The sequence below is a fragment of the Methylosinus trichosporium OB3b genome (genome assembly GCF_002752655.1).
In the GTDB taxonomy this organism is placed as follows: Bacteria; Pseudomonadota; Alphaproteobacteria; order Rhizobiales; family Beijerinckiaceae; genus Methylosinus; species Methylosinus trichosporium.
On sequence record NZ_CP023737.1, the window covers coordinates 1,815,880 to 1,838,034 of the forward strand.

At 66.2% G+C, this 22,155-nt stretch carries 23 protein-coding genes and 1 tRNA gene; 9 read left to right on the forward strand and 15 right to left on the reverse strand.

The features are described from left to right. Window positions 1–88: 88 nt before the first annotated feature. A complete protein-coding gene (locus tag CQW49_RS08845) occupies window positions 89–1,600 on the forward strand; it encodes an O-antigen ligase family protein (protein WP_004448245.1) in 1,512 nt (503 codons plus the stop codon). A gap of 278 nt (window positions 1,601–1,878) precedes the next feature. Here the strand turns inward: CQW49_RS08845 and CQW49_RS08850 are convergent, their stop codons facing one another. From CQW49_RS08850 to CQW49_RS08865, 4 genes are all read right to left on the reverse strand, one after another. Then, a complete protein-coding gene (locus CQW49_RS08850) occupies window positions 1,879–3,342 on the reverse strand; it encodes a sugar transferase (RefSeq protein WP_162150813.1) in 1,464 nt (487 codons plus the stop codon). Between the two features lie 186 nt (window positions 3,343–3,528). Further along, on the reverse strand, window positions 3,529–4,482 hold the full coding sequence (locus CQW49_RS08855) for a prephenate/arogenate dehydrogenase family protein (RefSeq protein ID WP_004448242.1): 954 nt from the start codon (window positions 4,480–4,482) through the stop codon (window positions 3,529–3,531). After that, window positions 4,475–5,596 carry a histidinol-phosphate transaminase gene (gene hisC / locus CQW49_RS08860; protein WP_004448240.1) on the reverse strand — a complete coding sequence of 374 codons (1,122 nt, stop codon included), beginning with the start codon at window positions 5,594–5,596 and terminating at the stop codon, window positions 4,475–4,477. The genes CQW49_RS08855 and hisC overlap by 8 nt, the downstream gene beginning before the upstream one ends. Before the next feature lie 2 nt (window positions 5,597–5,598). Beyond that, window positions 5,599–6,474 carry a chorismate mutase gene (locus CQW49_RS08865; RefSeq protein WP_004448238.1) on the reverse strand — a complete coding sequence of 292 codons (876 nt, stop codon included), beginning with the start codon at window positions 6,472–6,474 and terminating at the stop codon, window positions 5,599–5,601. A gap of 187 nt (window positions 6,475–6,661) precedes the next feature. Here CQW49_RS08865 and bufA2 point away from each other — a divergent pair, with 187 nt between their 5' ends. Continuing rightward, window positions 6,662–6,922 carry a BufA2 family periplasmic bufferin-type metallophore gene (gene bufA2 / locus CQW49_RS08870; RefSeq protein ID WP_004448236.1) on the forward strand — a complete coding sequence of 87 codons (261 nt, stop codon included), beginning with the start codon at window positions 6,662–6,664 and terminating at the stop codon, window positions 6,920–6,922. A gap of 58 nt (window positions 6,923–6,980) precedes the next feature. Here bufA2 and CQW49_RS08875 read toward each other — a convergent pair whose 3' ends face one another. Further along, window positions 6,981–7,463, reverse strand: coding sequence for an NfeD family protein (locus CQW49_RS08875; RefSeq protein ID WP_244441323.1), 483 nt, complete (start codon window positions 7,461–7,463; stop codon window positions 6,981–6,983). Window positions 7,464–7,567: 104 nt separating this feature from the next. Beyond that, window positions 7,568–8,551, reverse strand: coding sequence for an SPFH domain-containing protein (locus tag CQW49_RS08880; RefSeq protein ID WP_004448232.1), 984 nt, complete (start codon window positions 8,549–8,551; stop codon window positions 7,568–7,570). A gap of 163 nt (window positions 8,552–8,714) precedes the next feature. Between CQW49_RS08880 and cobS the strand changes: the two genes are divergently transcribed. The 3 genes from cobS (at window position 8,715) to CQW49_RS08895 (ending at window position 10,200) form a co-directional block, all read left to right on the forward strand. Beyond that, window positions 8,715–9,485: an adenosylcobinamide-GDP ribazoletransferase gene (gene cobS, locus CQW49_RS08885; RefSeq protein ID WP_024749825.1), complete on the forward strand. Its 771-nt coding sequence runs from the start codon at window positions 8,715–8,717 to the stop codon at window positions 9,483–9,485. A gap of 77 nt (window positions 9,486–9,562) precedes the next feature. Next, the gene (locus CQW49_RS08890) at window positions 9,563–9,820 is read left to right on the forward strand and encodes a type II toxin-antitoxin system Phd/YefM family antitoxin (protein WP_004448228.1); all 258 of its coding nucleotides are present in this window, start codon (window positions 9,563–9,565) and stop codon (window positions 9,818–9,820) included. Next, the gene (locus CQW49_RS08895; protein WP_004448227.1) at window positions 9,817–10,200 is read left to right on the forward strand and encodes a type II toxin-antitoxin system VapC family toxin; all 384 of its coding nucleotides are present in this window, start codon (window positions 9,817–9,819) and stop codon (window positions 10,198–10,200) included. Before CQW49_RS08890 ends, CQW49_RS08895 begins: the two co-directional genes overlap by 4 nt. 27 nt (window positions 10,201–10,227) lie before the next feature. Here CQW49_RS08895 and dusA read toward each other — a convergent pair whose 3' ends face one another. Continuing rightward, window positions 10,228–11,241: a tRNA dihydrouridine(20/20a) synthase DusA gene (gene dusA, locus CQW49_RS08900; protein ID WP_099831873.1), complete on the reverse strand. Its 1,014-nt coding sequence runs from the start codon at window positions 11,239–11,241 to the stop codon at window positions 10,228–10,230. A 498-nt stretch (window positions 11,242–11,739) separates the two neighbouring features. Further along, window positions 11,740–11,952 (reverse strand): hypothetical protein, encoded by a 213-nt coding sequence (locus CQW49_RS24520; RefSeq protein ID WP_157926075.1) that lies wholly within the window; start codon window positions 11,950–11,952, stop codon window positions 11,740–11,742. Between the two features lie 619 nt (window positions 11,953–12,571). Between CQW49_RS24520 and CQW49_RS08910 the strand changes: the two genes are divergently transcribed. Continuing rightward, entirely contained in the window at window positions 12,572–13,423 is an 852-nt protein-coding gene (locus CQW49_RS08910; protein ID WP_004448222.1) for a hypothetical protein, read from the forward strand. Next, the gene (locus tag CQW49_RS08915) at window positions 13,420–14,868 is read left to right on the forward strand and encodes a hypothetical protein (protein WP_004448220.1); all 1,449 of its coding nucleotides are present in this window, start codon (window positions 13,420–13,422) and stop codon (window positions 14,866–14,868) included. The genes CQW49_RS08910 and CQW49_RS08915 overlap by 4 nt, the downstream gene beginning before the upstream one ends. A 52-nt stretch (window positions 14,869–14,920) precedes the next feature. Here the strand turns inward: CQW49_RS08915 and CQW49_RS08920 are convergent, their stop codons facing one another. Beyond that, a complete protein-coding gene (locus CQW49_RS08920; RefSeq protein WP_004448217.1) occupies window positions 14,921–15,139 on the reverse strand; it encodes a conjugal transfer protein TraD in 219 nt (72 codons plus the stop codon). A gap of 1 nt (window position 15,140) precedes the next feature. After that, window positions 15,141–15,467, reverse strand: a complete 327-nt coding sequence (locus CQW49_RS08925) for a conjugal transfer protein TraD (protein WP_004448216.1) — start codon at window positions 15,465–15,467, stop codon at window positions 15,141–15,143. 172 nt (window positions 15,468–15,639) lie between these two features. Here CQW49_RS08925 and traA point away from each other — a divergent pair, with 172 nt between their 5' ends. Both traA and CQW49_RS08935 read left to right on the forward strand, forming a co-directional pair. Continuing rightward, window positions 15,640–18,555, forward strand: coding sequence for a Ti-type conjugative transfer relaxase TraA (gene traA, locus CQW49_RS08930; RefSeq protein WP_004448214.1), 2,916 nt, complete (start codon window positions 15,640–15,642; stop codon window positions 18,553–18,555). Between the two features lie 128 nt (window positions 18,556–18,683). After that, entirely contained in the window at window positions 18,684–18,899 is a 216-nt protein-coding gene (locus tag CQW49_RS08935; RefSeq protein WP_004448212.1) for a helix-turn-helix transcriptional regulator, read from the forward strand. 46 nt (window positions 18,900–18,945) lie between these two features. On the opposite strand, the gene CQW49_RS08940 is transcribed toward CQW49_RS08935, so the two are convergent. From CQW49_RS08940 to CQW49_RS08960, 5 genes are all read right to left on the reverse strand, one after another. Continuing rightward, the gene (locus tag CQW49_RS08940) at window positions 18,946–20,133 is read right to left on the reverse strand and encodes a tyrosine-type recombinase/integrase (RefSeq protein ID WP_004448210.1); all 1,188 of its coding nucleotides are present in this window, start codon (window positions 20,131–20,133) and stop codon (window positions 18,946–18,948) included. A 200-nt stretch (window positions 20,134–20,333) separates the two neighbouring features. After that, window positions 20,334–20,409: transfer RNA gene (locus tag CQW49_RS08945), tRNA-Phe, on the reverse strand. 97 nt (window positions 20,410–20,506) lie between these two features. Beyond that, on the reverse strand, window positions 20,507–20,923 hold the full coding sequence (locus CQW49_RS08950; RefSeq protein ID WP_004448208.1) for a DUF1178 family protein: 417 nt from the start codon (window positions 20,921–20,923) through the stop codon (window positions 20,507–20,509). After that, the gene (gene grxC, locus CQW49_RS08955; RefSeq protein WP_004448206.1) at window positions 20,920–21,192 is read right to left on the reverse strand and encodes a glutaredoxin 3; all 273 of its coding nucleotides are present in this window, start codon (window positions 21,190–21,192) and stop codon (window positions 20,920–20,922) included. Before grxC ends, CQW49_RS08950 begins: the two co-directional genes overlap by 4 nt. Window positions 21,193–21,254: 62 nt before the next feature. Continuing rightward, on the reverse strand, window positions 21,255–22,043 hold the full coding sequence (locus CQW49_RS08960; protein WP_004448204.1) for a ComF family protein: 789 nt from the start codon (window positions 22,041–22,043) through the stop codon (window positions 21,255–21,257). Window positions 22,044–22,155: the final 112 nt, after the last annotated feature.

The window sequence follows — 22,155 nt, forward strand, 5'->3', positions numbered from 1 at the left end:
CGCGGCCATCCGCGGGGCCGCGCGCGTTTACGGGCTTCGCGCCGGGCGCTACACTCGGGGCATTGCCTCATAGGAAAGCGCTTTTGCGATGTCGGACCATTTGCTCCTCGGCGCCACGGGCGTCGTCATCGTCGCCAGCGTTCTGCTGGGCGGCGGGGCCCACAGTGGGCTTTTGTCGGACGCCCTCCTCGAGCTCATCGCGCTGCCGGCCCTGCTGCTCGGCGCGTGGGCCTTCGTCGATCTTCCGCGCGAGCGGCGCCCGCGCTTCGCCCTGCCCTTTTTCGCGGCGCTCGGCGCCCTCTTTCTCGTGCAGCTCGTTCCCTTGCCGCCGGCCCTTTGGACGCGCCTGCCGGAACGCGAAATGCTCACGGGCGGCTTCGCTCTGCTCGGGCGCGGGACGCCCTGGGCGTCGTTGAGCGTCGATCCTCATTTCACCCGGGCGAGCCTTGCGACGTTGGTCGCGCCGATCGCGGTTTTCCTCGGCGCCTCCTGCCTAAGACTCGGGCAGCGCCGGCTGCTCCTGCTGCTGCTGGCGCCGCTCGCCATGGTCAGCGTCCTCATCGGCCTGCTGCAGCTCGCCCAAGGCCCGGAGAGCCCGCTGCGCTTCTATCGGCCCACCAATATCACCGAGGCCGTCGGCTTCTTCGCCAACCGCAATCACTTCTCCGCTCTGCTCTATTGCGCGCTGGCGGCGGCCGGAGCCTGGACGTTCGACAGCCTGCGCCGATCGGGCGGGGCGCGCGCGCTCGTCGCCGACACGCCGCGCTTCATCGCCGCGCTCGCCGGCGCGACGACTTTCGTCATCATGCTGGCCGGCGAGGCGATGGCGCGTTCGCGCGCGGGTCTGGCGCTGGCGCTCGTCGCCGTCGTCGGCGTCGCGCTGCTCGCCCATGACGGCCAAGGGGAATCCCGCGACCCAAAGGCGAGGCGCAACAAGCTGTGGTTCGTGCTCGGCGCGCTCTCGCTCGGCGTCGCATTGCAGATCCCGCTGCATCGGGTCGCCGAGCGTCTCTCCGTCGATCATGTTCTCGAAGATGCGCGATGGACCATGGCCAGCCGCTCATTGGAGACCGCCCTCGCTTTTCTCCCCTTCGGCTCCGGCATCGGCTCCTTCGTTCCCGTCTACGCCGCGCATGAGCGGCCGCAGGACCTGCTGCCCAATCTCGCCGTCAACCACGTCCATGACGATTTTCTGGAGCTGCTTCTCGAGGGCGGCGCGGCGGGCGCGGCGCTCATCCTCGCTTTCGTCGCCTGGTGGGGCTGGAGAAGCGCGCATGTCTGGCGCTCGCACAGCGGAGGCGGCGATCTCTACGCGCGCGCTGCATCCTTGATCGTCGGGCTGCTGCTGCTGCACTCTTTCGTCGATTATCCTCTACGCGCCTCGGCCATGGCGACCGTGCTCGCGCTCGCCTGCGCCTTGCTCGCGGCGCCGGACCAAATGATCGAAGCTCTCCCCGTCGCGCCGGAGCCGCCCCCTTCGCACAAAAGACGTCGCCGTCGGCCGCAACCCACGCCGGCGCCGACGGCGCCGGAGGTTCGGCCTTCGCCCGCCGGGAAGCTCGAGGGATTCGAGTGGCCGGATCAGTGGAAGGGGAGTTAGCGAAGTAGAGAGAGAAGCCGGAAGATCGAGCCTGAAGCGGTCCGGGACCGGCGCTTGGACCGCGAGCCTTCAGGCTCGCTCTTTCTCTCTCTCGCAACCGATCGAGTTCGATGAAATAGGCCGCTGAGGAAGGGCCTGTCGGAGCGGAGGCGATCTTTCCGGCCTCGCCCTGCCCCAGCGCATTTCCCAAGGTTCGAACTGTGAGGGATTTGGGCAGCGCGATCGAATCCGCGAGTAGCAAATATTCGCTACTCGCTATTCGCCGAGCCGACGAAACCTCACGCCGCCTCCTCGCGCGTCGTCGGCAGGAAGCGCCGGGCGGCGAGCTCGGACTCCGAGAGATGGCGCGGGGCCGCTTGTCGCAGATCGCGCCGGGCGTCGCAAATCGCAGCGGGATCGACGCGGTCGCCGAAGATCACCAGCGAGACGGTCAGCAGCATGATCTCGATATCGAGCGCGAGCGACGCGTTGCGGACATACCAGATGTCGAGCGCCGCCTTGTCGGCGGCCGAGATGGCGCGGCCGCCCTTGACCTGCGCCCAGCCGGTGAGCCCCGGAGTCGCCATCAGTCGCGCCATGCAGCCGCGCGGCTGATCGATCGGCAGCAGCGGCCGTGGGCCGACGAAGGACATGTCCCCGGCGAGAATATTGAGGAGCTGCGGCAGCTCGTCGAGCCGTAGCCGCCGGGAGAGACGGCCGAGCGCCGAGGCGCGCAGCTCGTCCGGAACCCGCCGGCCCTCCTCGTCATGCGCCGGCGCCATGGTCCGCAGCTTGTAGAGCTTGAACGGCCGACCGAAGCGCCCCGGCCGCTGCTGCCAGAAGATCGGCGGCCAGCCGACATCGATCACGCTGATCGCCACCGCGAGCAGCAGCAGCGGCGCCAGCGCGCCGAGCAGCACGAGCGCGCCGATCACATCCAGCACGCGCTTCACGCGCCAATAGGGACGTGCGATCGCTTTCGAGATCTCCTCGGGATCGACGGAGAACGTCGCCGCGCTCACGCCCCGGCCGCTTCCGCCGCCGAGGCCGAGCTGATCGAACAGAAATTCGAGCACGACATCGCTCGACGCTTCGAGATCGAGCAGAGCGCGCTGCGCGAGGGGCGTCAAGGTCTCGAAATCGGCGGCGACCACCACGGCGTCGACAAAGACTCCATGCAGCTCGAGATCGCGCAACAGCTCGGCGACGCGCTCCGGCGCCCCGAGCACCGGATAGCCATGCACCGAGCGCCCGATATGGCGCCCGTCGTCGTCCAGAAAGCCGGCGATGCGGATAGAGTCTCGCGCATGGATGGAAACGGCGCGCAGATAGAGCGCGCCAACCTCGCCGACGCCGAGCACCAGCACCGTGCGGCAGGTCGAAGCGAGGACGGCGCCGGCCCGGCCGGGAGCGACGCCGGAGCGGCGCCACAGCCATGTCGACACGCGCGCCGCGATGAGGAACACCAGAGTGAGCACGCCCTGCAGCGGCGGCAGAGCGCGAGCGACGCCGTCCATGCGGTTGAGCACGAAGCCGAGCGTCACGGCGCTGATGACGATCGCCACGGTCGCGGCGGCGACGCGCAGCAGATCGGGAAGACCGGTGAAGCCCCAGACCGAGCGATGCGCGCCGAAAGCCGGCAGGATCACCGCCGCCGAAACCAGCGTGCAGAGCAAATAGGGAGCGGCGGCGGCGGCGCGCTCCGGAGTGACTTCGAAATTGTCCCTGAGGACGAGCGCAGCCCCCGTGGCCGCGACGATCAAAGCGAGATCTATGAACAATAATCGGCAATGACGCATCTGTGGCCTCGGTCGACGAAATTGTCGGCTCAACGCCGCAAGGAGGGCGGCAACGACGCAAATACGAAAGCACGCATTGATACGTCACGCGCCGCTTCCGCGCGCGCTGGGAAAACTACAGAATAGAAAGAGACGAAAGGAGACGCGGCGTCAGCGGCCGGCGGGCGGATCGTTCTTCGCCGCAGCGCGGCCGAAATCCGGAGCCGCCGTGTCCTGACCCTGGGCGACGATGCTGCGGCGGATGGCGCGCGTGCGTGTGAACAGAGCGAACAGGCCGTCGCCGTCGCCGCAGCGGATCATGCGCCGCAGAGCCGTCAAATCCTCGTCGAAACGGCCGAGCATCTCCAGCACGGCCTCCTTGTTGTTCAAGAAGATATCACGCCACATGGTCGGATCGGAGGCGGCGATGCGGGTGAAATCGCGAAAGCCGCTCGCCGAGAATTTGATCACCTCCGACTGCGTGACCTCCTCGAGATCGGCGGCCGTGCCGACGATATTATAGGCGATGAGATGCGGCAGATGGCTCGTCACCGCCAGCACCAGATCATGATGAGCGGCGCTCATGGTCTCGACATTGGCGCCGAGCCGCGTCCAGAAGGCCGTGAGCTTCGCCGCCGCCGCCGCATCGACCTGCGGCTGCGGCGTGAGAATGCACCAGCGATTCTGGAAGAGAGTCGCGAAGCCGGCGTCGGGACCGGAATATTCGGTGCCGGCGATCGGATGAGCGGGAATGAACTGCACGCCCGGCGGCAGATGCGGCGCGACCTGCGCGATCACCGCAGCCTTCACCGAGCCGACGTCGGAGAGAACGGCGCCGGGCGAAAGATGCGGGCCGAGAGCGCGCGCCACCTCGCCGCAGACGCCGACCGGCACACAGAGAATGACGAGATCGGCGCGCGCCGCCGCGGCGAGCGCTTCCACGACATCGTCGGCTATGCCGAGCGCGCTCACCCGCGCGCGCACCTCTTGCGATGAGTCGAAAGCGATGATGCGCCGCGCCGCGCCATAGGCGCGTATGCCGCGTGCGATGGACGAGCCGATGAGCCCGAGGCCGATCAGCGCGACGCTGTCGAAGATCGGCGCGGAGGCGCCCTCCTCAGCCATGCGCGGCTCGCGGCGCCGCGCGCCAGGAGGCGACGAATTCGCCGAGCGCCGCGACGACGAGGCGATTGGCCTCCTCGGAGCCGATGGTCAGCCGCAGAAATTGCGGCATTCCATAAGCGCCGATGGCCCGTAGCACGAGCCCGCGCGCGGTGAGGAAGCGGTCGGCGTCGGCCGCCGTGCGGCCCGCCTCCAGAGGAAAGCGGATGGCGATGAAATTGGCGACGCTCGGCAGAACCTCGAGCCCGAGCGCCTCGATCTCGCGCGTCAACCACGGCAGCCAGCGCTCGTTATGCGTCGCCGCCGCGGAAAGATGCGCTTTGTCCTCGAGCGCTGCGACGCCGGCCACGATCGCCGCGCTGCTCACATTGAAGGGATCTCGTACGCGGTTCATCGCATCGACCACCTGCGCCGAAGCGTAGCCCCAGCCGAGCCTGAGGCCCGCGAGCCCGTAGATCTTCGAGAAGGTGCGCGTCACCGCCACATTCTCGCGCGTTGCGGCCAGCTCGAGCGCCGGCGAATAGTCTTCACGACGCACATATTCCGCATAGGCCGCGTCGACGACGAGCAGCACATGCGACGGCAGCGCGTCGGCGAGCCGCTCGATCTCCGACCTCGGCAGAAAGCTGCCGGTCGGATTATTGGGATTGGCGACGAACACGATTTTCGTGCGCTCGGTCACCTTGCCGAGAATGGCGTCGACGCTCGCGCGATAATCGGTTTCCGGCGCGATCACCGGGACGCCGCCGGCCGCGAGGATGACAATGCGATAAGCGAGGAAGCCGTGTTGCGTGTAGATCGCCTCGTCGCCCTCGCGCAGGAAGGAGAGCGCGATGAGCGCAAGAATATTGTCCGAGCCGGCGCCGCAGACGACGCGCTCCGGATCGAGCCCATGGGCTGCGCCGATCGCCTGCCGCAGCCGCGTCGCCGCGCCGTCCGGATAGGCGGCGATCTCGGGCGCGAGCGCTCGCAACGCCTCGATGGCCCGCGGCGACGGCCCGAGCGGCGTCTCATTGGCGGAGAGCTTGAACACGCGCGCGGCGCCGGGCGCGCCGCTCTTGCCCGGCACGTAAGGGTCGATCGCCAGCACGCTCGGCCGCACGACAGGTTTCGTCATCGTCAACTCCTCGGGGCGAAAACGCCGCTGCGCGCCTGATCCAGCTCGAAACGCGCCGCATGGCTGCCGACCGGCGCGGCCACGGCGCGGCCGGCGCCGGCGCGCTGCAATTCCTCGACGAATTGCCCGCTCGCGACGCGCCCCGGCGCGGCGACCAGCAGCGACAATTCGCCCGCATGAGGCGCGGCGGCGAGAATCTCTCCGGCGAGCGCGCCGACCGCGCCCAGCGCCGCATCATGCCATTTCGGCAGAGTGACGGCGTGCAGCGCGATGTCCTGCGAGGCCGCCTCGGCGAGCGGCTTGGCGACGATCAGCACCGGCAGGCCGGCCGGATGATTGGGCCGCTCGACGAAGGGCAGGCGCGCGATGATCTTGGGCGCGTTCTCACCGACGAGGCGGACCCACCAGGCGCCCTCGTCCTGCGCGCCGGCCGAGCGCACCATGCCGAGATCGCCCTTCGACGCCGCCACCGCCGCGACCACGGCGCCGGCGCCGTGATGCGTCACATAGGGCACAGTGAAGCCGAAGTGGAAGCGGGCGCTGTCGCGCATGGCCGCGTCGCCGCCGGAATCATCGGCGTGGACGCAATATTCGGCCTGCATGTAGGTGAAGGTCGAGACGATGATGCGCCAGACGCCCTCGACCGTGTCGACCGGCAGCAGGCCGCTGTGGCGCGACACCAGCGCGCGCATCATCTGCGCCTCGCGGTCCGGGCGGAAGGCGGAGGCGCCGCTCTGCCCCTTGACCGCGATCAGCCGATCGATGATCTCGCCGCGCCGCATCAACAGCTCGTGCATGTCGCGGTCGATCCGGTCGATCTCGGCGCGCAGGTCCTCGAGCGTCTCGGTGTCGTGGTTCGGCAAGGCGTCGTCTCGCATGGCGCGGGCGTTGGCGGTTCAAAAGGCGGAAGGTTCTCTTAGGGCGCCGCAAGGCCGGAGGCAATGCGAGCGGGCCGGCGAGCGGCCCGCCGGCTGCGACGCCTTCGCGCTTGCCGATCACGCGAAGTCGGGTCAAATAGGCCTCGCCGACGCCGGTCGCGGCGGACGAGCGCCTCGGGAGGAAACCATGCAAGACAAAATTCGCAACGGATCGGCCCTGGCCATGGCCGCCGTCTCGCTCGCCCTCGCCGGCGCGGTGGCGACCACGGCCCATGCCGCGACCCCCGGCCGGGTGCAATGCCTCGGCGCCAACGCCTGCCAGGGCAAGGGCGACTGCCACAGCCCGAAGAACGCCTGCAAGGGCATGAACGCCTGCAAAGGCAAGGGCTGGATTCACACGGACTCGGCCGAGGCCTGCAAGGAAGCCGGCGGCAAGACGCTGGATTGATGTGACCGTCCCGCCCGCGCCCGCCGGTCGGGCGCGGGCGCGCAATCCCTCGCCATGCTCAGCCGCGCTTCTCCGCGGACGGCGTCAGCACCAGAGTGAGGCTCTCGATCGCCGTCACCTTCGCTCGCGCGCCCGGCGCGAGGCTGTCCGCCACGGCGTCCGGCGCGAGGCGCGCGCGCCAATCGACGCCGGACCAATGCACCTTGCCGCCCGTCTTCGTCACCTCATGCGTGGTCGTCAGCTCGCGGCCGATGAGGTCGCTGCTCCGATCCTCCTCGACATCGGCGTTCTGAAAGCGCTGCAGCGGCTTTTTGCCGATGAGCGCGATGGCGAGGCTCAGCGCCGCGGCGAGCGCCGCGGTCTCGATCAGCGACGGCCGCAAGCCGGTGAGATAGAGCAGCGCGCTGGCCGCGAGCGCGCCGATGGCGAAGAACATCAGCGGCGACAGTCCGATCACCGCAATGTCGAGCGCCAGCAGCGCGAGGCCGACGACGAGGGCGAGATTGGCGGGATCGTAGAACAGCTCCATCTTGGGCCTCACAGGAATTTCAATTATTTGGTGGGATGCGAGCCTGAAGGCTCGCGGTCCAGGTCCCGCGCTCGGACCGCGAGCCTTCAGGCTCGCTCTTTGTTTGCGCTCGAGCCCTACTCGCTCTTCTGCCAAGGCTGCGCGCTCTTGGGCGCGACGGCGCCGGCGGCGTTCGCCATCTTCAGCACGGCCATGGCCTTGGCCACCCAGCCGGCGGGATCGGCGCCCTCCCCCATCAGCACCAGCGAATTGCCGGTCTTGGCGAGCCGTCCATATTGCTCGATGGCGGACTTCGCCACCTCGAGCTGCACAGCCTTGTCGCCGCCCTCCTCGGTGATCTGCTTGCGGACCAACTCGATCGCCCGCGCCTGGCCCTCGGCGCGCAGGATCGCCGCCTGCTTCTCGCCCTCGGCGCGGTTGATCTCGGACTGCTTCACGCCTTCCGATTCGAGCACGGTCGCGCGCTTGTCGCGCTCGGCCTTCATCTGCCGCTCCATCGACTGGCGCAGAGATTCGGGCATGGCGATATCCTTGATCTCGTAGCGCGTCACATGCGCGCCCCAGAGCTGCGCCGCGTCCGACACGGCGCGGACGACGCGCTCGTTGATCTCGCTTCTGTTCTCGAAGGTCTTATCGAGCTCCATGGAGCCGATCGCCGAGCGCATGCTGGTCTGCGCCAGATTGATGATGGCGCGGTTGATGTCCTGCGCGCCATAGGCGGCGTCCCTGGCGTTGACGATCTTGTAATAGAGCACGCCGTCGATGGTCACGCTGGCGTTGTCCCTGGTGATGGCGTCCTGCTCGGGAACGTCGATCACCTGCTCGCGCAGATCGAATGTATAGGCGGCGCGCTCGACGATCGGCCAGACGAAATTGACGCCGGCGCCGAGCGTGCGGTTGTAGCGGCCGAGCCGCTCGATGACGAGCACGGTCTGCTGGCGCACAAAGCGCACCATGGTGGCGAGCGCGAGCGCGGCGACGTAAGCGAACCAGAAGACGGGGCTGTGCAGCAAGCCGAGCGGCAGGCCGAGCGCGAGGCTCTGATCGAGAATCAGCAGAGCGATGGCGGCGGCGCCGATGAAGAGCAGCGAAGGACCCATGTCGATCATTCCTGAGCGTGTCGAGAGGAAACTGCTCTTGGACTAGCGGCCGGCGACGCCGCGCGATGTGTCGGAGCGCACATCGCGTAGCCAAGGCGCGAAGGCTATCACGCGCGGAGACGCGCCGCTCGACAAATCGCGGATTCGGCTCCATGACGGCGGCATGGACCGCGCGCTTCGAGACGATTTTTTCGCCTGCCTTCGCTTCTACTCCCGCCTGCCGGTTCCGGCGCCGCGGGGGCATGAGATGCCGGACTTTCGCACCGCCGTGCGGGCGCTGCCGCTCGCCGGGGCGGTCATCGGCGCCTGCGCCGCCGCGGCGCTGCTGGCGGCGCGCGCGCTCGGCCTGCCGCCCTTTCTGGCGGCGGCTCTCGCCGTCGGCGCGCTCGTCCTCGTCACCGGCGCGCTGCATGAGGACGGGCTCGCCGATCTCGCCGACGGATTCGGCGGCGGCGCGACGCGCGAGGAAAAGCTCGAGATCATGCGCGACAGCCGGCTCGGCTCTTATGGCGCGATCGCGCTGACGCTGTCGCTGATGCTGCGCGTCGGCGCGCTGTCGGCCCTCGCCGAGCGCTCCGTCCTGCAAGCGGCGGCGGCGCTCGTCTTCACGGCGGCGCTGTCGCGCACGGCGGGGCTGCTGCCGATCATGATGCTGGCCCCGGCGCGCGGCGACGGCGCCGGCCACGCCGCTCTGCGTCCATTCGAGCAGGCGCTGCGGACGGCGGCGCTCCTCGTTCTCGCGACCGCTCTGCCGCCACTCGCGGCGGGGGCGCCGCTCGGCGGCGCCCTGCTCGCCATAGCCGGCGCGGCGGGGGCTGCCTACGCGATGACGAAGCTGGCGGAACGCCAGATCGGCGGCCTCACCGGCGATGTCCTCGGCGCCGCGCAGCAAGCCGCCGAGATCGCCGCGCTGCTCGCCCTCGCGGCGCGATGACCGCAATCCCGACGTTGATGTAGACCAATATCTGGTCTATTTTGCCCGGAAGACCACTCGCATTCCACGGGGGAACGATGCGCATCTCCGTGACGGAAGCAAAAGCCCAGCTGACGGAACTCGTGCGATTGGCCGAAGCGGGAGAAGAGGTCATTCTCACCCGCCACGGCCACTCCGCCGTCCGTTTGGTTCCGGTCAGGGCCGCGCCGGACAGAGCGTCTCGCCGAGCTTTGCTCGAGGCGATACGGGCGTCCGCGGCCGCAAAAGCGACGCCGGGACCGAACGCCGCCCGCAGTCAGGATTTCCTCTATGGCGAGGACGGCCTGCCGGAATGATCGCGGTCGACACATCCGCTTTGATGGCGATCGTGCTCGGCGAGGCGGAGGCCGACGCCTGCATCGCGGCGCTCTCGACAAAGGACGCGCTCGTGATCTCGGCGGGCACGCTCGCTGAAGCTCTGATCGTCGCCGGCCGCCGCAACGTCGGCGACGAGATGGCCCGGCTGATCGACGAGCTGGGCTTCGAGGTTGTTCCGGTGACGACCGCTTCGGCCCGCCGAGTCGCGCTCGCCTATCGCAAATGGGGAAAGGGCGTTCACCCCGCTTCGCTGAATTTTGGCGACTGCTTCGCCTATGTGGCTGCGCAGGAGCGAGGGTGCGGCTTGCTGTATATCGGAGATGATTTTCGCCGGACGGATGTCGAGAGCGCGCTTTGAGAGCGCTGCGCCTCGGTCCTCCTCGCGTCACGCTTCGGCCGTCTCGGCGATCCTCTGCGTCGCGCAGCGCACCTCGTCGACGGCCGACAGCAAGGTCTCGACCCCGGCGCCGGGACGCACGGCCTCCGCAGCGAGGCGGCGACGGAAAGCGCGCGCGCCGGGCCTCCCGGCGAATAGCCCGAGCATATGGCGCGTCATCGATGCGAGCCGCTCGCCGCGCCGCAACTGCGCCTCGACATAAGGTATGAACGCCTCGACCGCGGCGAAACCGTCCGGGAGCGGCGCCGGCTCGCCGAACAGCTGCGGATCGACCGCGAGCAATAGCTCAGGATTGTGATAAGCGGCGCGGCCGATCATCACGCCGTCGACATGCTCGAGCTGCGCCCGCATCTGCTCGATCGTCTCGATCCCGCCATTGATCGCGATCGGCAGAGTGGGAAAGGCGCGCTTCAGCTCATGCACGAGCGCGTAATCGAGCGGCGGGACGTCGCGATTCTCCTTTGGCGAGAGCCCCGCGAGCCAGGCTTTTCGCGCATGCACGACGAGCGCGTCGCAACCGGCGGCGACGACCCGCTCGCACAGCGCGAACAGCGCCGTGCGCGGGTCCTGATCGTCGACGCCGATGCGGCATTTGACGGTGACGGGAAGATCGACCGCATCCTTCATCGCGCTCACGCAATCGGCGACGAGATCGGGGCGCAGCATCAGACAGGCGCCGAAAGCGCCGTTCTGCACCCGGTCCGACGGACAGCCGACATTGAGATTGATCTCGTCATAGCCGAAGGGCTCGGCGATGCGCGTGGCCTTGGCCAGATCGAGCGGATCGGAGCCGCCGAGCTGCAGCGCGAGCGGACGCTCGGCAGGATCGAAGCCGAGCAGCCGCTGGCGGTCGCCGAAGATCACGGCGCCGGTGGTGAGCATCTCCGTATAGAGCCGCGCGCGGCGCGACATTAGCCGATGGAAGAACCGGCAATGCCGGTCGGTCCAGTCCATCATCGGGGCGGTAGAGAACCTAATATCTTGATTTGTAAGCGATTTCATTTTAGTCTCAAGGCCATAGGTCGGGGCGTGTGCATTCTCCATTACGCCTCGATACGACACTTTTCGCTCCTTTTCGACTTCTCAGTGCACACAGAGCGCACACGAAATTGCGACGTTCGCGAGGCTGGCGCGCTCGAGCTCGACGCAAGGGGAAATACGTCAACGAGACGTTTCTCCGCCGACGCGACGCCGAGGAGTGGGCGCTGACATAGAGCGCCGGATCGACCGCGGCGAGTGTCGCCGCGGCGGAAGCACCCGCACCTAAGAGCCATATGAGACCGCCCGCTCGCATGGAGAACCGGCGGGCGAAGTCATCGGCCGCGACGACAGGATAGGGTTCGTCACCGCGTCCCAGACTTGCCGCCAAGCGGCAAACTCCGAAGGGCGGATCCGAATAGCGGGCGAAATTGCCTTCGTGCAGGCTCGTCAATTCGGCTTCGACGATTTCGGTAAAGCGCTGGCAATCGCCAAGGTCGATCTCTTTTGTCGCCCAGTCGCCTATCCGCACGGAGGCGTCCTTGCGGCCCACGCGAGATCACATATGAGATGGCCGATGATCTCACGTAACTGTTCGCGGTAACGAAGTCGGAAGGGGTCGGGTTCGCCAAGCGACTGGCGGACGGCAGCATAGCGGGCGGCCGAGCGCTCGTAGGCTGAGATGAAGACGTCTTTGAGGAGGTCGATCTTTTTCAGCTCATAGACGCCGAGCACGGCTTCCGTATCGGCCTCCCTTCGGCGTCACCTTGCAGCCAAATCCGGGAATCTCGCTGTCCCATAGAAAGGCATCGCATTTTCGGAGGCGAAAATGGTGCCAGGGGCGTCATCACGAATTCCGCATAACAATCTGATATTAAATGCTTGATTGTCAGTGTGGAAAATCTCGAGGCCAACAAAAAGGCCAACAGCCAATCTTGTGGAAAACATCGCCGACGGTCTAATGGCGATTCGAAATGGCTCCCAGACTCACTGCGCAAGATCGACGAACCACCAGAAGACCACACTTTTCACGGCAGCAGGACCGCTTTCAACCACCTCCACCCGCGCCCACCGCTACGCCTCAACGAGCGGGAACCGGTACCCGACGCCTTGCAATCGATCAGCGCCCCGATCCTCCAACGTTAAACCGCACCACCCAAACGCGGACGATCTGCAAACCAAACGCGCCAATTCGCGCGGTGGCGCCGCGCAATCCGCCATTGTAAATGCACCGCTAAAGGTGTCTGATGTTTATAGGGTCCAGGGGGCCATCTTTCAACTGCATCGGCACCCGGATGTCTGCTCAATCATTGTAGCGCCCAACGCTGTACGCTCGGCCGGGATTGTAACGAAAATGTTCAACGGCGCCATTAAGGAAGAGGCCATCATGGCCCTGAAGACTGCGCAGGCTAGCCATGAAACCGAAGCCAAGGTTGTTGGTGAAGCGTCCGCAAGATTGTTCGACCTCCGCAAGTCCAGCAGCGAGCAGATCATCCCGCAGATCGAGGGCTATGTAAACTCTCTCGCCAACAGTCCCAAGGATTTGAACAAGACGTTTTCCGAGTATCGGGCCGACTTCAAGACTTTCAACGAGATCGTTGCCGCCATCGAGGAGGAGGCAGCCAAGATCAACACCAGGGCTGGCGCTGGCGGGGCTACTGGCGTTGCTGCAGGATTGGGGGTCGCGGCCTTTGCTCCGAGTGCGGCTATGGCGATCGCCACGACGTTTGGCGTTGCCAGTACCGGAACCGGCATTTCGACGCTGTCCGGGGTCGCTGCGACCAACGCCGCTCTCGCCTGGTTGGGCGGAGGCGCCCTGGCGACTGGCGGCGGTGGCATGGCCGCCGGAGAGGCGTTCCTGGCGCTGGCGGGTCCGGTCGGCTGGGCCATCGGCGGTGCTGCCCTCGTGGCGGCCGGAATGTTCGCCCGCAGCCGTAATCAGGCGATTGCCGAAGACGCCGCCGCCGAGACCAAAAAAATCCAGACCCACATCGCTGCGCTCTCGGCAGCCACGTTGGAGGTCAACCGACTTTTCAACCTGACCGAGCGCCATGTGAATGGTCTCACCATTCTGCTGACTCAGCTCAAGGAACAAGCGCCGCGAAATTACCTCGAGTTCAGCATCGTCCAGAAGGAATGGCTGAGCGCGCTCATCAATCACGTCCATTCGCTGTCCGAACTCCTTAACAAGAAGGTGCAGGCATGAGCTCGGAAACATTCCAAACTCGCGGCCGCCGCCTCGTTCAGGATCAGTTCGCCGGTGTTGCCGTCCAGGCCATCAATGATACCCGTGTTCACGACGAAATCATCAAGCTGGCCGCGCAAGATCGCGCTTTCGAGATCGCAGCGGAGCAAATAGACAAGGTTCGAGAGTTTCTCACGAATCCCCAAAACATCTTGGGAAGCGCGATAACAAAGCACGGCGAGATCGCCGAGCAGGTCGAAGTCGGCATCCGAAATGCACGGCAGGCTTTGGCCCAAGAGAATATGACAGCGACATTTGAAAGTGTCCATCGTACTGGACCGCTGGACTATCTAATCAATGGGGTCGGTGTTCAGTCTAAATTCGTCAACGGCATCCCCAACAATCTGCACCATGTCCTGAACCACCTAGATCGCTACGAAGGCTTCACCGCCGACGGGTCGCACTACATCATCCCTAAAGATACCCACGAGGCCATTCAGGCCCTGCTGAACGGAGGGAACATCGACGGCCTGAAGGCATCGACCGAGGAGAACATCAAGGCGCTGGCCAAGCTGATCGAGGAACAGACCGGGAAGCCGTTCTCAGAAGTTGTCCAACCGTCGATCGTAAACTACCCTGACGTTCAGGTGGTTAAGGCGCCCACGACACTGGACAACGAACAAAGGAATCTCGCCGACAAGAACGAGAAGCTCAAGGATGAGATCGTCGATGCCCACAAGCCGTCACTGCAGGGCGCCGCTCAAGCCGGTCTCGTGGGCGGGGCCGTCGGAGGCGCGCTGTCGCTGGCGACTGGGCTATATGCCAAGTACAGAGCCGGCAAGAACGTCTTTAAGGGCGACTTCTCGGCGGCGGATTGGCAGGAACTCGGCCTCGACACGGCCAAGGGCGCGGCTGGAGGTGCTGTAGCGGCTGGTTCCATTTATTTGATGACCAACTACGCAAGCATGGCCGCCCCGTTCGCCTCCGCGGTCGTGAGCGGAGTCAAGGGCCTTTCCTCGTTGGCAGCGGACTATCGTAATGGCCACATCAGCTTTGACGAGTTCGTCGACCTTGGCATGATCGTCTGCGCAGAATCCGCTATCGTGAGCGTGTTCACTCTTGTTGGCCAAACCTGGATTCCGATTCCCGTTCTTGGCGCTGTCATCGGTAGCTTGGCGGGTAAAATGGTGGCGGAATTCTGCACCGAACAGAAGGATAAGATCACCCAGCGCCTTCGGGATAATATGGCCTCGTTCAAGGCTACGTTGGACTGCAAACTGCTGGAAGTCCTAGAGACCATCACCGACGAGTTCGACCGCTTGAACAACCTGACGATCATCGCCTTCGATTCCCGTCTGAATTCCAATCTCCGCGACCGCAGTGTGGATCTGGCCATGGCCTACGGAGTGGAGGCAGACAAGATCATTGCCAACGAAACCGCGCTGGATAAGTTCATGTTGGCGTGACGGCCGCCAGCCCTGTCATCGAAGGGAGCGCGTCGTTTGGCGATACTGACCGTCAGCCATCCCCGAACGTTTGCTTCCCCTTCGCGGTCCAGAGTGCACGTGCATGTTCGCCCTGATCGCTTTGAAGCTTGTCCGCCATCCAGAGGAGCGCGCCGAAAATGATGGCGCGATCGTCACCGGTCAGGTCGACGATGCCGGCTTTGACGACCAGCCCGCCGAGTTCGATCAGATGTCGCGTGCGCTTGCGGCGCTCGATCTGCCATGTTCGCATATCATGCCGCGCCTGCGCCGCCTGATGACGGTTGCGCGCCACTCTGTTGCGCCGAAGCGCCACCAGTGTCGCGGCTAGGCGCCGATGCAGTTCGTCGCGACCGGCCCTGAAAGTACGCGGCCCCGCGTTTCGCCCATGCCTCCCTCTTTCCGGCATCCTTGGTTTCGGCCAGAACGATCAACGCTCCCGCCAGCTCCTCCGCGTTGAGCGCGTCGGCTCCAGTCGAAATGACCAGCTCGCCAAGCTGTTGCACCTTGCGGTTTCTGAGGTCTCGCGCCTTGTGTTCGATCGACTTCAGTTCCGCGTCGAAGTCCCGTGGCTTGCGCATCATGTCCTCCACATGCTGTTGATGGTGCGATAATAGTCGAGCGCTTGCCGAAACGCTGTAAGGTTGCCGGGACGGTTGGGGACGGCGTGGTCCCTCCCGAGAATTTTTCGAGGGAGGGCGCGCTTATACGTCGTTCCGACGTGCGCTTCGCTGTGGTGATGTTCGGATCGCGATGGCGATCTATCATCTTCACGTCAAGATCATCGGCCGCAAATGCGGCTCCAGCGCGGTGGCGTCCGCCGCCTACCGCTCGGCCTCGCGGTTGCGCGACGACAGGCTCGGGCGCAGTCACGATTTCTCGGCCAAGCGCGGCGTCGTCCATTCCGAGGTGATGCTGCCGGAGAATGCGCCGGAGGCGTGGAAGGACCGCGAACGACTTTGGAATGATGTCGAGGCGCTCGAAGTCAGGAAGGATGCGCAGCTCGCCCGCGAAGTCGAATTCGCCCTTCCTCGCGAGATGACGGAGCGCCAGGGCATCGAACTCGCCCGCGATTTCGTGCGGTCCGAATTCGTGGACCAGGGCATGATCGCCGACCTCAATGTGCATTGGGATGTGGCCGATGACGGAATGCCGAAACCCCACGCGCATGTCATGCTGACCATGCGCTCGGTTGACGAGAATAGCTTCGGTCCGAAGGTGCGGGAGTGGAACCGCACCGAGTTGCTCGAACGCTGGCGGGAGCGTTGGGCAGAGCTTGCCAACGAGCGTCTGGCCGAACTCGACGTCGACGCGCGCATCGACCATCGCAGCTTGGAAGCGCAAGGCATCGTGCTGGAGCCGCAAAGCCAGATCGGCGCGACCGCGCAGCGCATCGAAGGCGAAGGTGTCGAGGCCGCCGACCGCGCGGAAATGCATCGCGAGATCGCGCGCGGCAATGGCGAGCGCATCATCGCCGATCCCGCCCTGGCGCTCGACGCCATCACGCATCAGCAATCGACCTTCACACGGCGCGACATGGCGATGTTCGCCCACCGGCACAGCGACGGGAGCGACCAGTTCAATGCGGTGATGGGCGCGATGCGGGAGGCGCCCGATCTCGTCCAATTGGGCAAGGATGGACGGAGCGATGATCGCTTCACCACCCGCCAGATGATCGAGACCGAGCAGCGCTTGCACCGCGCTGCCGACCTCATGGCTGCGAAGGAGCGCCACGAGGTCGGTGACAGGGACCGTGAAGCGGCGCTGGCGCGCGCGGAAGCACGCGGTCTCGTCCTTTCGGGAGAGCAGGCCGACGCGCTGGCGCACGTCACGGACGGGCGCGATCTCGGCGTCGTCGTTGGTTATGCCGGAACGGGGAAGAGCGCGATGCTGGCCGTGGCGCGCGAAGCTTGGGAAGCGGCCGGCTACGAGGTGCGAGGCGTGGCGCTGTCCGGCATCGCCGCCGAGAATCTCGAAAGCGGATCGGGCATCTCGTCGCGCACCATCGCCAGCCTGGAACACGGTTGGGGACAGGGCCGCGATGTGCTCACCGCGCGCGATGTTCTGGTAATCGACGAGGCGGGCATGGTCGGCACGCGCCAGTTGGAGCGCGTGCTGTCCCATGCCGCCGAGGCCGGCGCCAAGGTGGTGCTGGTCGGCGATCCGCAACAATTGCAATCCATCGAAGCCGGCGCGGCGTTCCGATCCATCTGCCAACGTCACGGTGGAGCGGAGATCGGCGAGGTGCGCCGCCAGCGGGAGGATTGGCAGCGCGACGCAACGCGCGATCTGGCGACCGGCCGAACCGGCGATGCGCTCCATGCCTATGACAAACATGGCATGGTCCATGCCGCTGCGACACGGGGACAGGCGCGCGACGATCTGATCGACCGCTGGGATCGCGACCGACAGGCGTCGCCGGGCCGCAGCCGTATCATCCTCACCCACACCAATGCCGAGGTGCGCGCCTTGAACGAGGCCGCGCGCGGCAGGATGCGGGACGCCGGAAATCTCGGCGACGAGGTGCGCCTGATGGTCGAACGCGGTGAGCGAAGCTTCGCTCGCGGAGATCGCGTCATGTTCCTTCGGAACGAACGCGGCCTCGGCGTCAAGAACGGCACGCTCGGCGCCATCGAACAGGTCAGCACGCAGAGCATGAGCGTTCGCACCGATGACGGTCGTTCCGTTCGTTTTGACCTGAAGGATTACGACCGCATCGACCACGGCTATGCCGCAACCATCCACAAAGCGCAGGGCATGACCGTGGACCGCACCCATGTCTTGGCCACGCCGGGTCTGGACGCCCACGGCGCCTATGTCGCCATGTCGCGCCACCGCGACCGCATGGAGTTGCATTATGGCCATGACGACTTCACGAGCCAGGACCGGCTTCTCGGCGCCCTGTCGCGCGACCGGGCGAAGGATATGGCGTCTGATTACGAGCGGCTCGAGCCGGCGCGCGATTATGCCGAACGGCGCGGGATCACTTTCCGCGCCCGCGTGGCCGAGATCGTCAAGAAGGCGCCCGAGAAGGTGCGCGGCATGTTCGACGGCCTGCGCCTGCCCGCCGCCGGCGGACAGGGGCCGGAAAGGAAGGTGGCGGAAGACCCGGAAGCGGCGCTGCGCCGCGCCCGCACCAAGGCGCTCATCCACCATGCCCGCGCCGTGGATGCGATCTTCGAGATGCAGGAGAGAGGCGGCAAGGCCAACCCGGAGCAGGTGAAGGAATTGCAGGAGGCCCGCAAGGTCTTCGAGGAGGTGCGGCCCTATGGCTCGCACGATGCCGAAGCCGCCTACAAGAAGAACCCGGAACTCGCCTCGGAAGTGGCCACGGGGCGCACCGCCCGCGCCATCCGCGCCCTACAGCTCGAAACCGAACTGCGCACCGATCCGCAGCGCCGCGCCGATCGCTTCGTGGAACGCTGGCGGGAGCTCGGCCAGACCAGCCAGCGCCAGTATCAGGCGGCGGACATGTCCGGCTACAAGGCCACGCGATCGGCGATGGGTGACATGGCGCAGAGCCTCGAACGCGATCCGCAGCTCGAGTCGATCCTCGCCGGCCGCAAGCGAGACCTCGGAATCGGGGTCGAATCGGGTCGCCGACTCGGATTGGAGCTCGCCTTCAGCCACGGCATCGACCTCGGTAGAGGCCGGAACATCGGACTTTGACCCCGCCTATTTTCCGCCGTCGGCGCGCCACGCTGCGACGGCGAGCAATACCCTCTTGCACGGCGATAAATCCTTGTCCTGTCTGGCTCGGGAGCAGTCAGACAAAGCCAGCAGAAGTCGAGGCAGCCGTGCGCCAACCAGACCGTATCATCCGCCTGAGAACCGTCCTCGCCCGGACCGGCCTGTCTCGGTCCACCATCTACCGCAAGATCGCCGAGGGCACCTTCCCCGCACAGATCAAAATCAGCGCCAACGGCGCGGGCTGGCATGAATCCGAAATCGACCGCTGGGTCGCCAACCCCCTTGCATGGCGGCCGGTGGAAGAGGTCGATGACGGTCGGTGAGGCCAGCGCGCTCATACAATCAGTGCACGATCGGCGATATCTTTCGTCACGGCGTTCGTTTGAATTTATCAATGCAGTCTGACCACGCCTGCATCAGTTCGATCCGCTCTTGCCAATAGCTCGCCCGGTTGTAGGCGCGCCGGATTTCGTTCTGATCTTGATGCCCGAGCGCGGCCTCGATCACGTCGGGCCGGAAACCCCGTTCGTTCAATATCGAGCTTGCCGCAGCCCGAAAGCCGTGCGCGGTCATCTCATCCTGCGTAAAGCCCATGCGCCGCAGCGCCGCGTTCATGGCGTTCTCCGACAGGGGGCGGGCATTGGAGCGGATAGAGGGGAACACGAGCGTGCTCCGGGCGACCTCTTTCACCTCGCGCAACACATCGAGCGCCTGTCGCGAGAGCGGCACGTCATGCGGCCGGCGAACCTTGGTGCGGGCGCCGTCGATGCGCCAGATTGCCTCCTCCGCGTCGATTTCCGCCCATGTGGCGCCGCGGACCTCGCCGGGGCGGGCAAACGTCAGCGCGGTGAACTGAAGAGCGCACCGGAGCGTCGGCCAGCCGTCATAGGCGTCTATGGCCACCAGAAGCGCGCCGAGATGCTTCTCGTCGGTGATTGCGGCCCGATGCTGCACCTTCGGCGCCATCAGGGCGCCGCGCAACAGAAGAGTCGGATCGTCCTTGGCCCGCAGCGTAGCGACAGCGAGCCGGAAGACGGTGCCGATCAGGCTACGCAGCCGCCGCGCCGTCTCCCGGCGCCCGCTGCGTTCGATCCGTTGCAGCAACGCGAGGATTTCCGCCGGCGTGATATCCGCGATTGGTCGGGCGCCAAGGTCGGGGCCGGCAAGATCGACGAGCAGCCATCGGTTCTTCGCAACGGTGGACGCGGCGGCGCCCTCGTCCTCGATGCGTTGCAGATATTCCTCGGCAACGCCCCCGAAGGTGTTCGTCGCCGAGATGACAGCGGTCAGTTTCGCAGCCTTCTTGTTGGCCCCAGGATCGACTCCCGAGGCCAACAGCTTCTTGGCTTCGTCGCGCAGCCGCCGCGCCTCGACGAGGGGAACGGAGGGATAGGCGCCGTGGGAGAGCTTCTTCTGCTTACCGCTGAACCGGTATGCCTGGTTCCAGAGCCGCGCGCCGCTCGGCTTCACAAGGAGGTAGAGCCCGCCGCCATCGGAGAGCTTGTATTCCGACGCCCGGCCCTTGGCGGCGCGGCACGCTGTATCTGTCAGGGGCATTGACGCCTCCCGGCTGTTGGCCTCGGGCCAGCAGATACCAGGGCGAGGCCAACATCAAGGCCAACAAATTCATGAGATCGGGTGATATCCGAAGATGCCGATTGAGACGGCAGAAGGCGTCAAAAACCAAAAAACAACAATCTTTTCAATGCAATATGACGCCCATTGAGACGTCCTGAGATGCCGGGAGATTAGGGGGATGGTGCCCAGGGGCGGAATCGAACCACCGACACTGCGATTTTCAGTCGCATGCTCTACCAACTGAGCTACCTGGGCGTCGGCGTCGCGTGGACGCCGGAGTTCGCGGCTTATAGAAAGGGATACTCTGCTTGTCCAGCCCCGTGCGCGAGATTTTCGCGTCGACGGCCCTTGCTCAATGACCTTCCATCGGCGCACCCGGAAACGGCAGGATGTCGATCCCTTCGTCGATCAGCGCCTTCGCCTCCTCGAGGCTCGCCCGTCCGCGAATCGCGCGTTGCTCGGCCTCGCCGTCCTGCATGCGGCGCGCCTCTTCCGGAAAGGCCGCGCCCACATCCTCCGTCACGGCGGCGATCGCTTCGCGCAGGAGGCCGACCATCGCGCGCAGCGCCGCGCCCTCGTCCGCCGCCGGCGCGGCGCGCGCCACATCGCGCGCCACATGGGGAGCCATGATCGCCTTGGCGACCCGCGCCGAGCCGCAAATGGGGCAAGCGATCGCGCCCTGCTCCGCTTGGCGGTCGAAGGCTGCGCTGTCCTTGAACCAGCTCTCGAACTCATGCCCCTCTGCGCAGCGGAGCGAATAGCGGATCACGACGCGCGCTCGCCCGCTCCGAGCAGACGGTCGAGCTCGCCGGCCGACTCCAGCGCATAGAGATCGTCACAGCCGCCGATCGGCTGTCCATCGATGAAAATCTGCGGAACCGTGCTGCGCCCCTCCGCGAGACGGCTCATCTCGGCGCGCTTTTGCGGATCGCCGTCGACGGGAATCTCCTGATAGGCGATCCTCTTCAGCTCGAGCAGCTGCTTGGCCGCCCGGCAATAGGGGCAGGTCGAGGTGGTGTAGATGACGATCTGCGGCATGACGGTTCGATGACCTCCCGCGCCCTTATATTCGCTGCAGGCGATATTTCAACGGCGCGGCGTCAGGCGGCGTCGACGACGCGCGCGAGCACCAGCACGTCGACGCGCGCCGCCCCGGCTCTCAGCAAGACCCGGGCCGCAGCGTTCACCGTCGCGCCGGTCGTCAGCACATCGTCGACGAGCACGATATTGCGGCCGTGGACGGCGGCGGCCCTCTCCGGCTTCAGCCGAAAAGCCCCCTGCATGTTGGCGGCCCGCTGCGAGCGCGACAATCCGACCTGCGGCGGCGTCGGCTTCACGCGCTCCAGCGCCGCGGTCTCGACCGGCACGGCGCTCTCGCGCGAGATCGCCTGCGCCAGCGCCGCCGATTGGTTGAAGCGGCGCGCGGCGAGACGCAGCCGATGCAGCGGAATAGGGACGAGAAGATCGGCCTCTGCGAGCAGCTCGGCGCCGGCGCGGGCCATCCAACGGCCGAGCGGCTCGGCCAGCTCCAGCCGGTCGTAATATTTCAGGCGATGCGCGAGGCTGCGCGCCTTGTCGCTGTCATAGCGGGCGACGGCGCGCGCCCGCGCGAACGCGGGCGGATCGGCGCTGGCCGCGAGCGAGATGGCGCCGGCGCCGAGATCGCGGTCGAAAGGCAGGCCGAGCCGCTCGCAATAGGGCCGCTCGATGAAGCCCATCCCGCCCCAACAGGCGGGACAGAGCGCGCCATGCGTCGCCACCGCCTCGCGGCAGACGAGGCAGACCGGCGGATAGACGAGGTCGAGCAGCCGCGCGCCGAACCCGCGCAGGAGCCGGGCGGCGCGCATCGGCGCGGTTTCGAGCCTCGCCTCTGGTTCAGCGATCGTCATCGGCCCGACCTTCCCCCTCCTTGCTTTTCGCGAAGCCGCCCGCCGCGAACGCCCGCAGATCCCGAGCGGGGGGCTCGTTCAAAGCGGATCGCCCTGGGCCGCAGGCGCGCTC

Coding starts and splice junctions, on each gene's coding strand:
- CQW49_RS08845 (WP_004448245.1), top strand. CDS start 89: ATGTCGGACCATTTGCTCCTCGGCGCCACGGGCGTCGTCATCGTCGCC.
- CQW49_RS08855 (WP_004448242.1), bottom strand. CDS start 4,482: ATGGCTGAGGAGGGCGCCTCCGCGCCGATCTTCGACAGCGTCGCGCTG.
- hisC (WP_004448240.1), bottom strand. CDS start 5,596: ATGACGAAACCTGTCGTGCGGCCGAGCGTGCTGGCGATCGACCCTTAC.
- CQW49_RS08865 (WP_004448238.1), bottom strand. CDS start 6,474: ATGCGAGACGACGCCTTGCCGAACCACGACACCGAGACGCTCGAGGAC.
- bufA2 (WP_004448236.1), top strand. CDS start 6,662: ATGCAAGACAAAATTCGCAACGGATCGGCCCTGGCCATGGCCGCCGTC.
- CQW49_RS08880 (WP_004448232.1), bottom strand. CDS start 8,551: ATGGGTCCTTCGCTGCTCTTCATCGGCGCCGCCGCCATCGCTCTGCTG.
- cobS (WP_024749825.1), top strand. CDS start 8,715: ATGGACCGCGCGCTTCGAGACGATTTTTTCGCCTGCCTTCGCTTCTAC.
- CQW49_RS08890 (WP_004448228.1), top strand. CDS start 9,563: ATGCGCATCTCCGTGACGGAAGCAAAAGCCCAGCTGACGGAACTCGTG.
- CQW49_RS08895 (WP_004448227.1), top strand. CDS start 9,817: ATGATCGCGGTCGACACATCCGCTTTGATGGCGATCGTGCTCGGCGAG.
- dusA (WP_099831873.1), bottom strand. CDS start 11,241: ATGAAATCGCTTACAAATCAAGATATTAGGTTCTCTACCGCCCCGATG.
- CQW49_RS08910 (WP_004448222.1), top strand. CDS start 12,572: ATGTTCAACGGCGCCATTAAGGAAGAGGCCATCATGGCCCTGAAGACT.
- CQW49_RS08915 (WP_004448220.1), top strand. CDS start 13,420: ATGAGCTCGGAAACATTCCAAACTCGCGGCCGCCGCCTCGTTCAGGAT.
- CQW49_RS08920 (WP_004448217.1), bottom strand. CDS start 15,139: ATGCGAACATGGCAGATCGAGCGCCGCAAGCGCACGCGACATCTGATC.
- CQW49_RS08925 (WP_004448216.1), bottom strand. CDS start 15,467: ATGCGCAAGCCACGGGACTTCGACGCGGAACTGAAGTCGATCGAACAC.
- traA (WP_004448214.1), top strand. CDS start 15,640: ATGGCGATCTATCATCTTCACGTCAAGATCATCGGCCGCAAATGCGGC.
- CQW49_RS08940 (WP_004448210.1), bottom strand. CDS start 20,133: ATGCCCCTGACAGATACAGCGTGCCGCGCCGCCAAGGGCCGGGCGTCG.
- grxC (WP_004448206.1), bottom strand. CDS start 21,192: ATGCCGCAGATCGTCATCTACACCACCTCGACCTGCCCCTATTGCCGG.
- CQW49_RS08960 (WP_004448204.1), bottom strand. CDS start 22,043: ATGACGATCGCTGAACCAGAGGCGAGGCTCGAAACCGCGCCGATGCGC.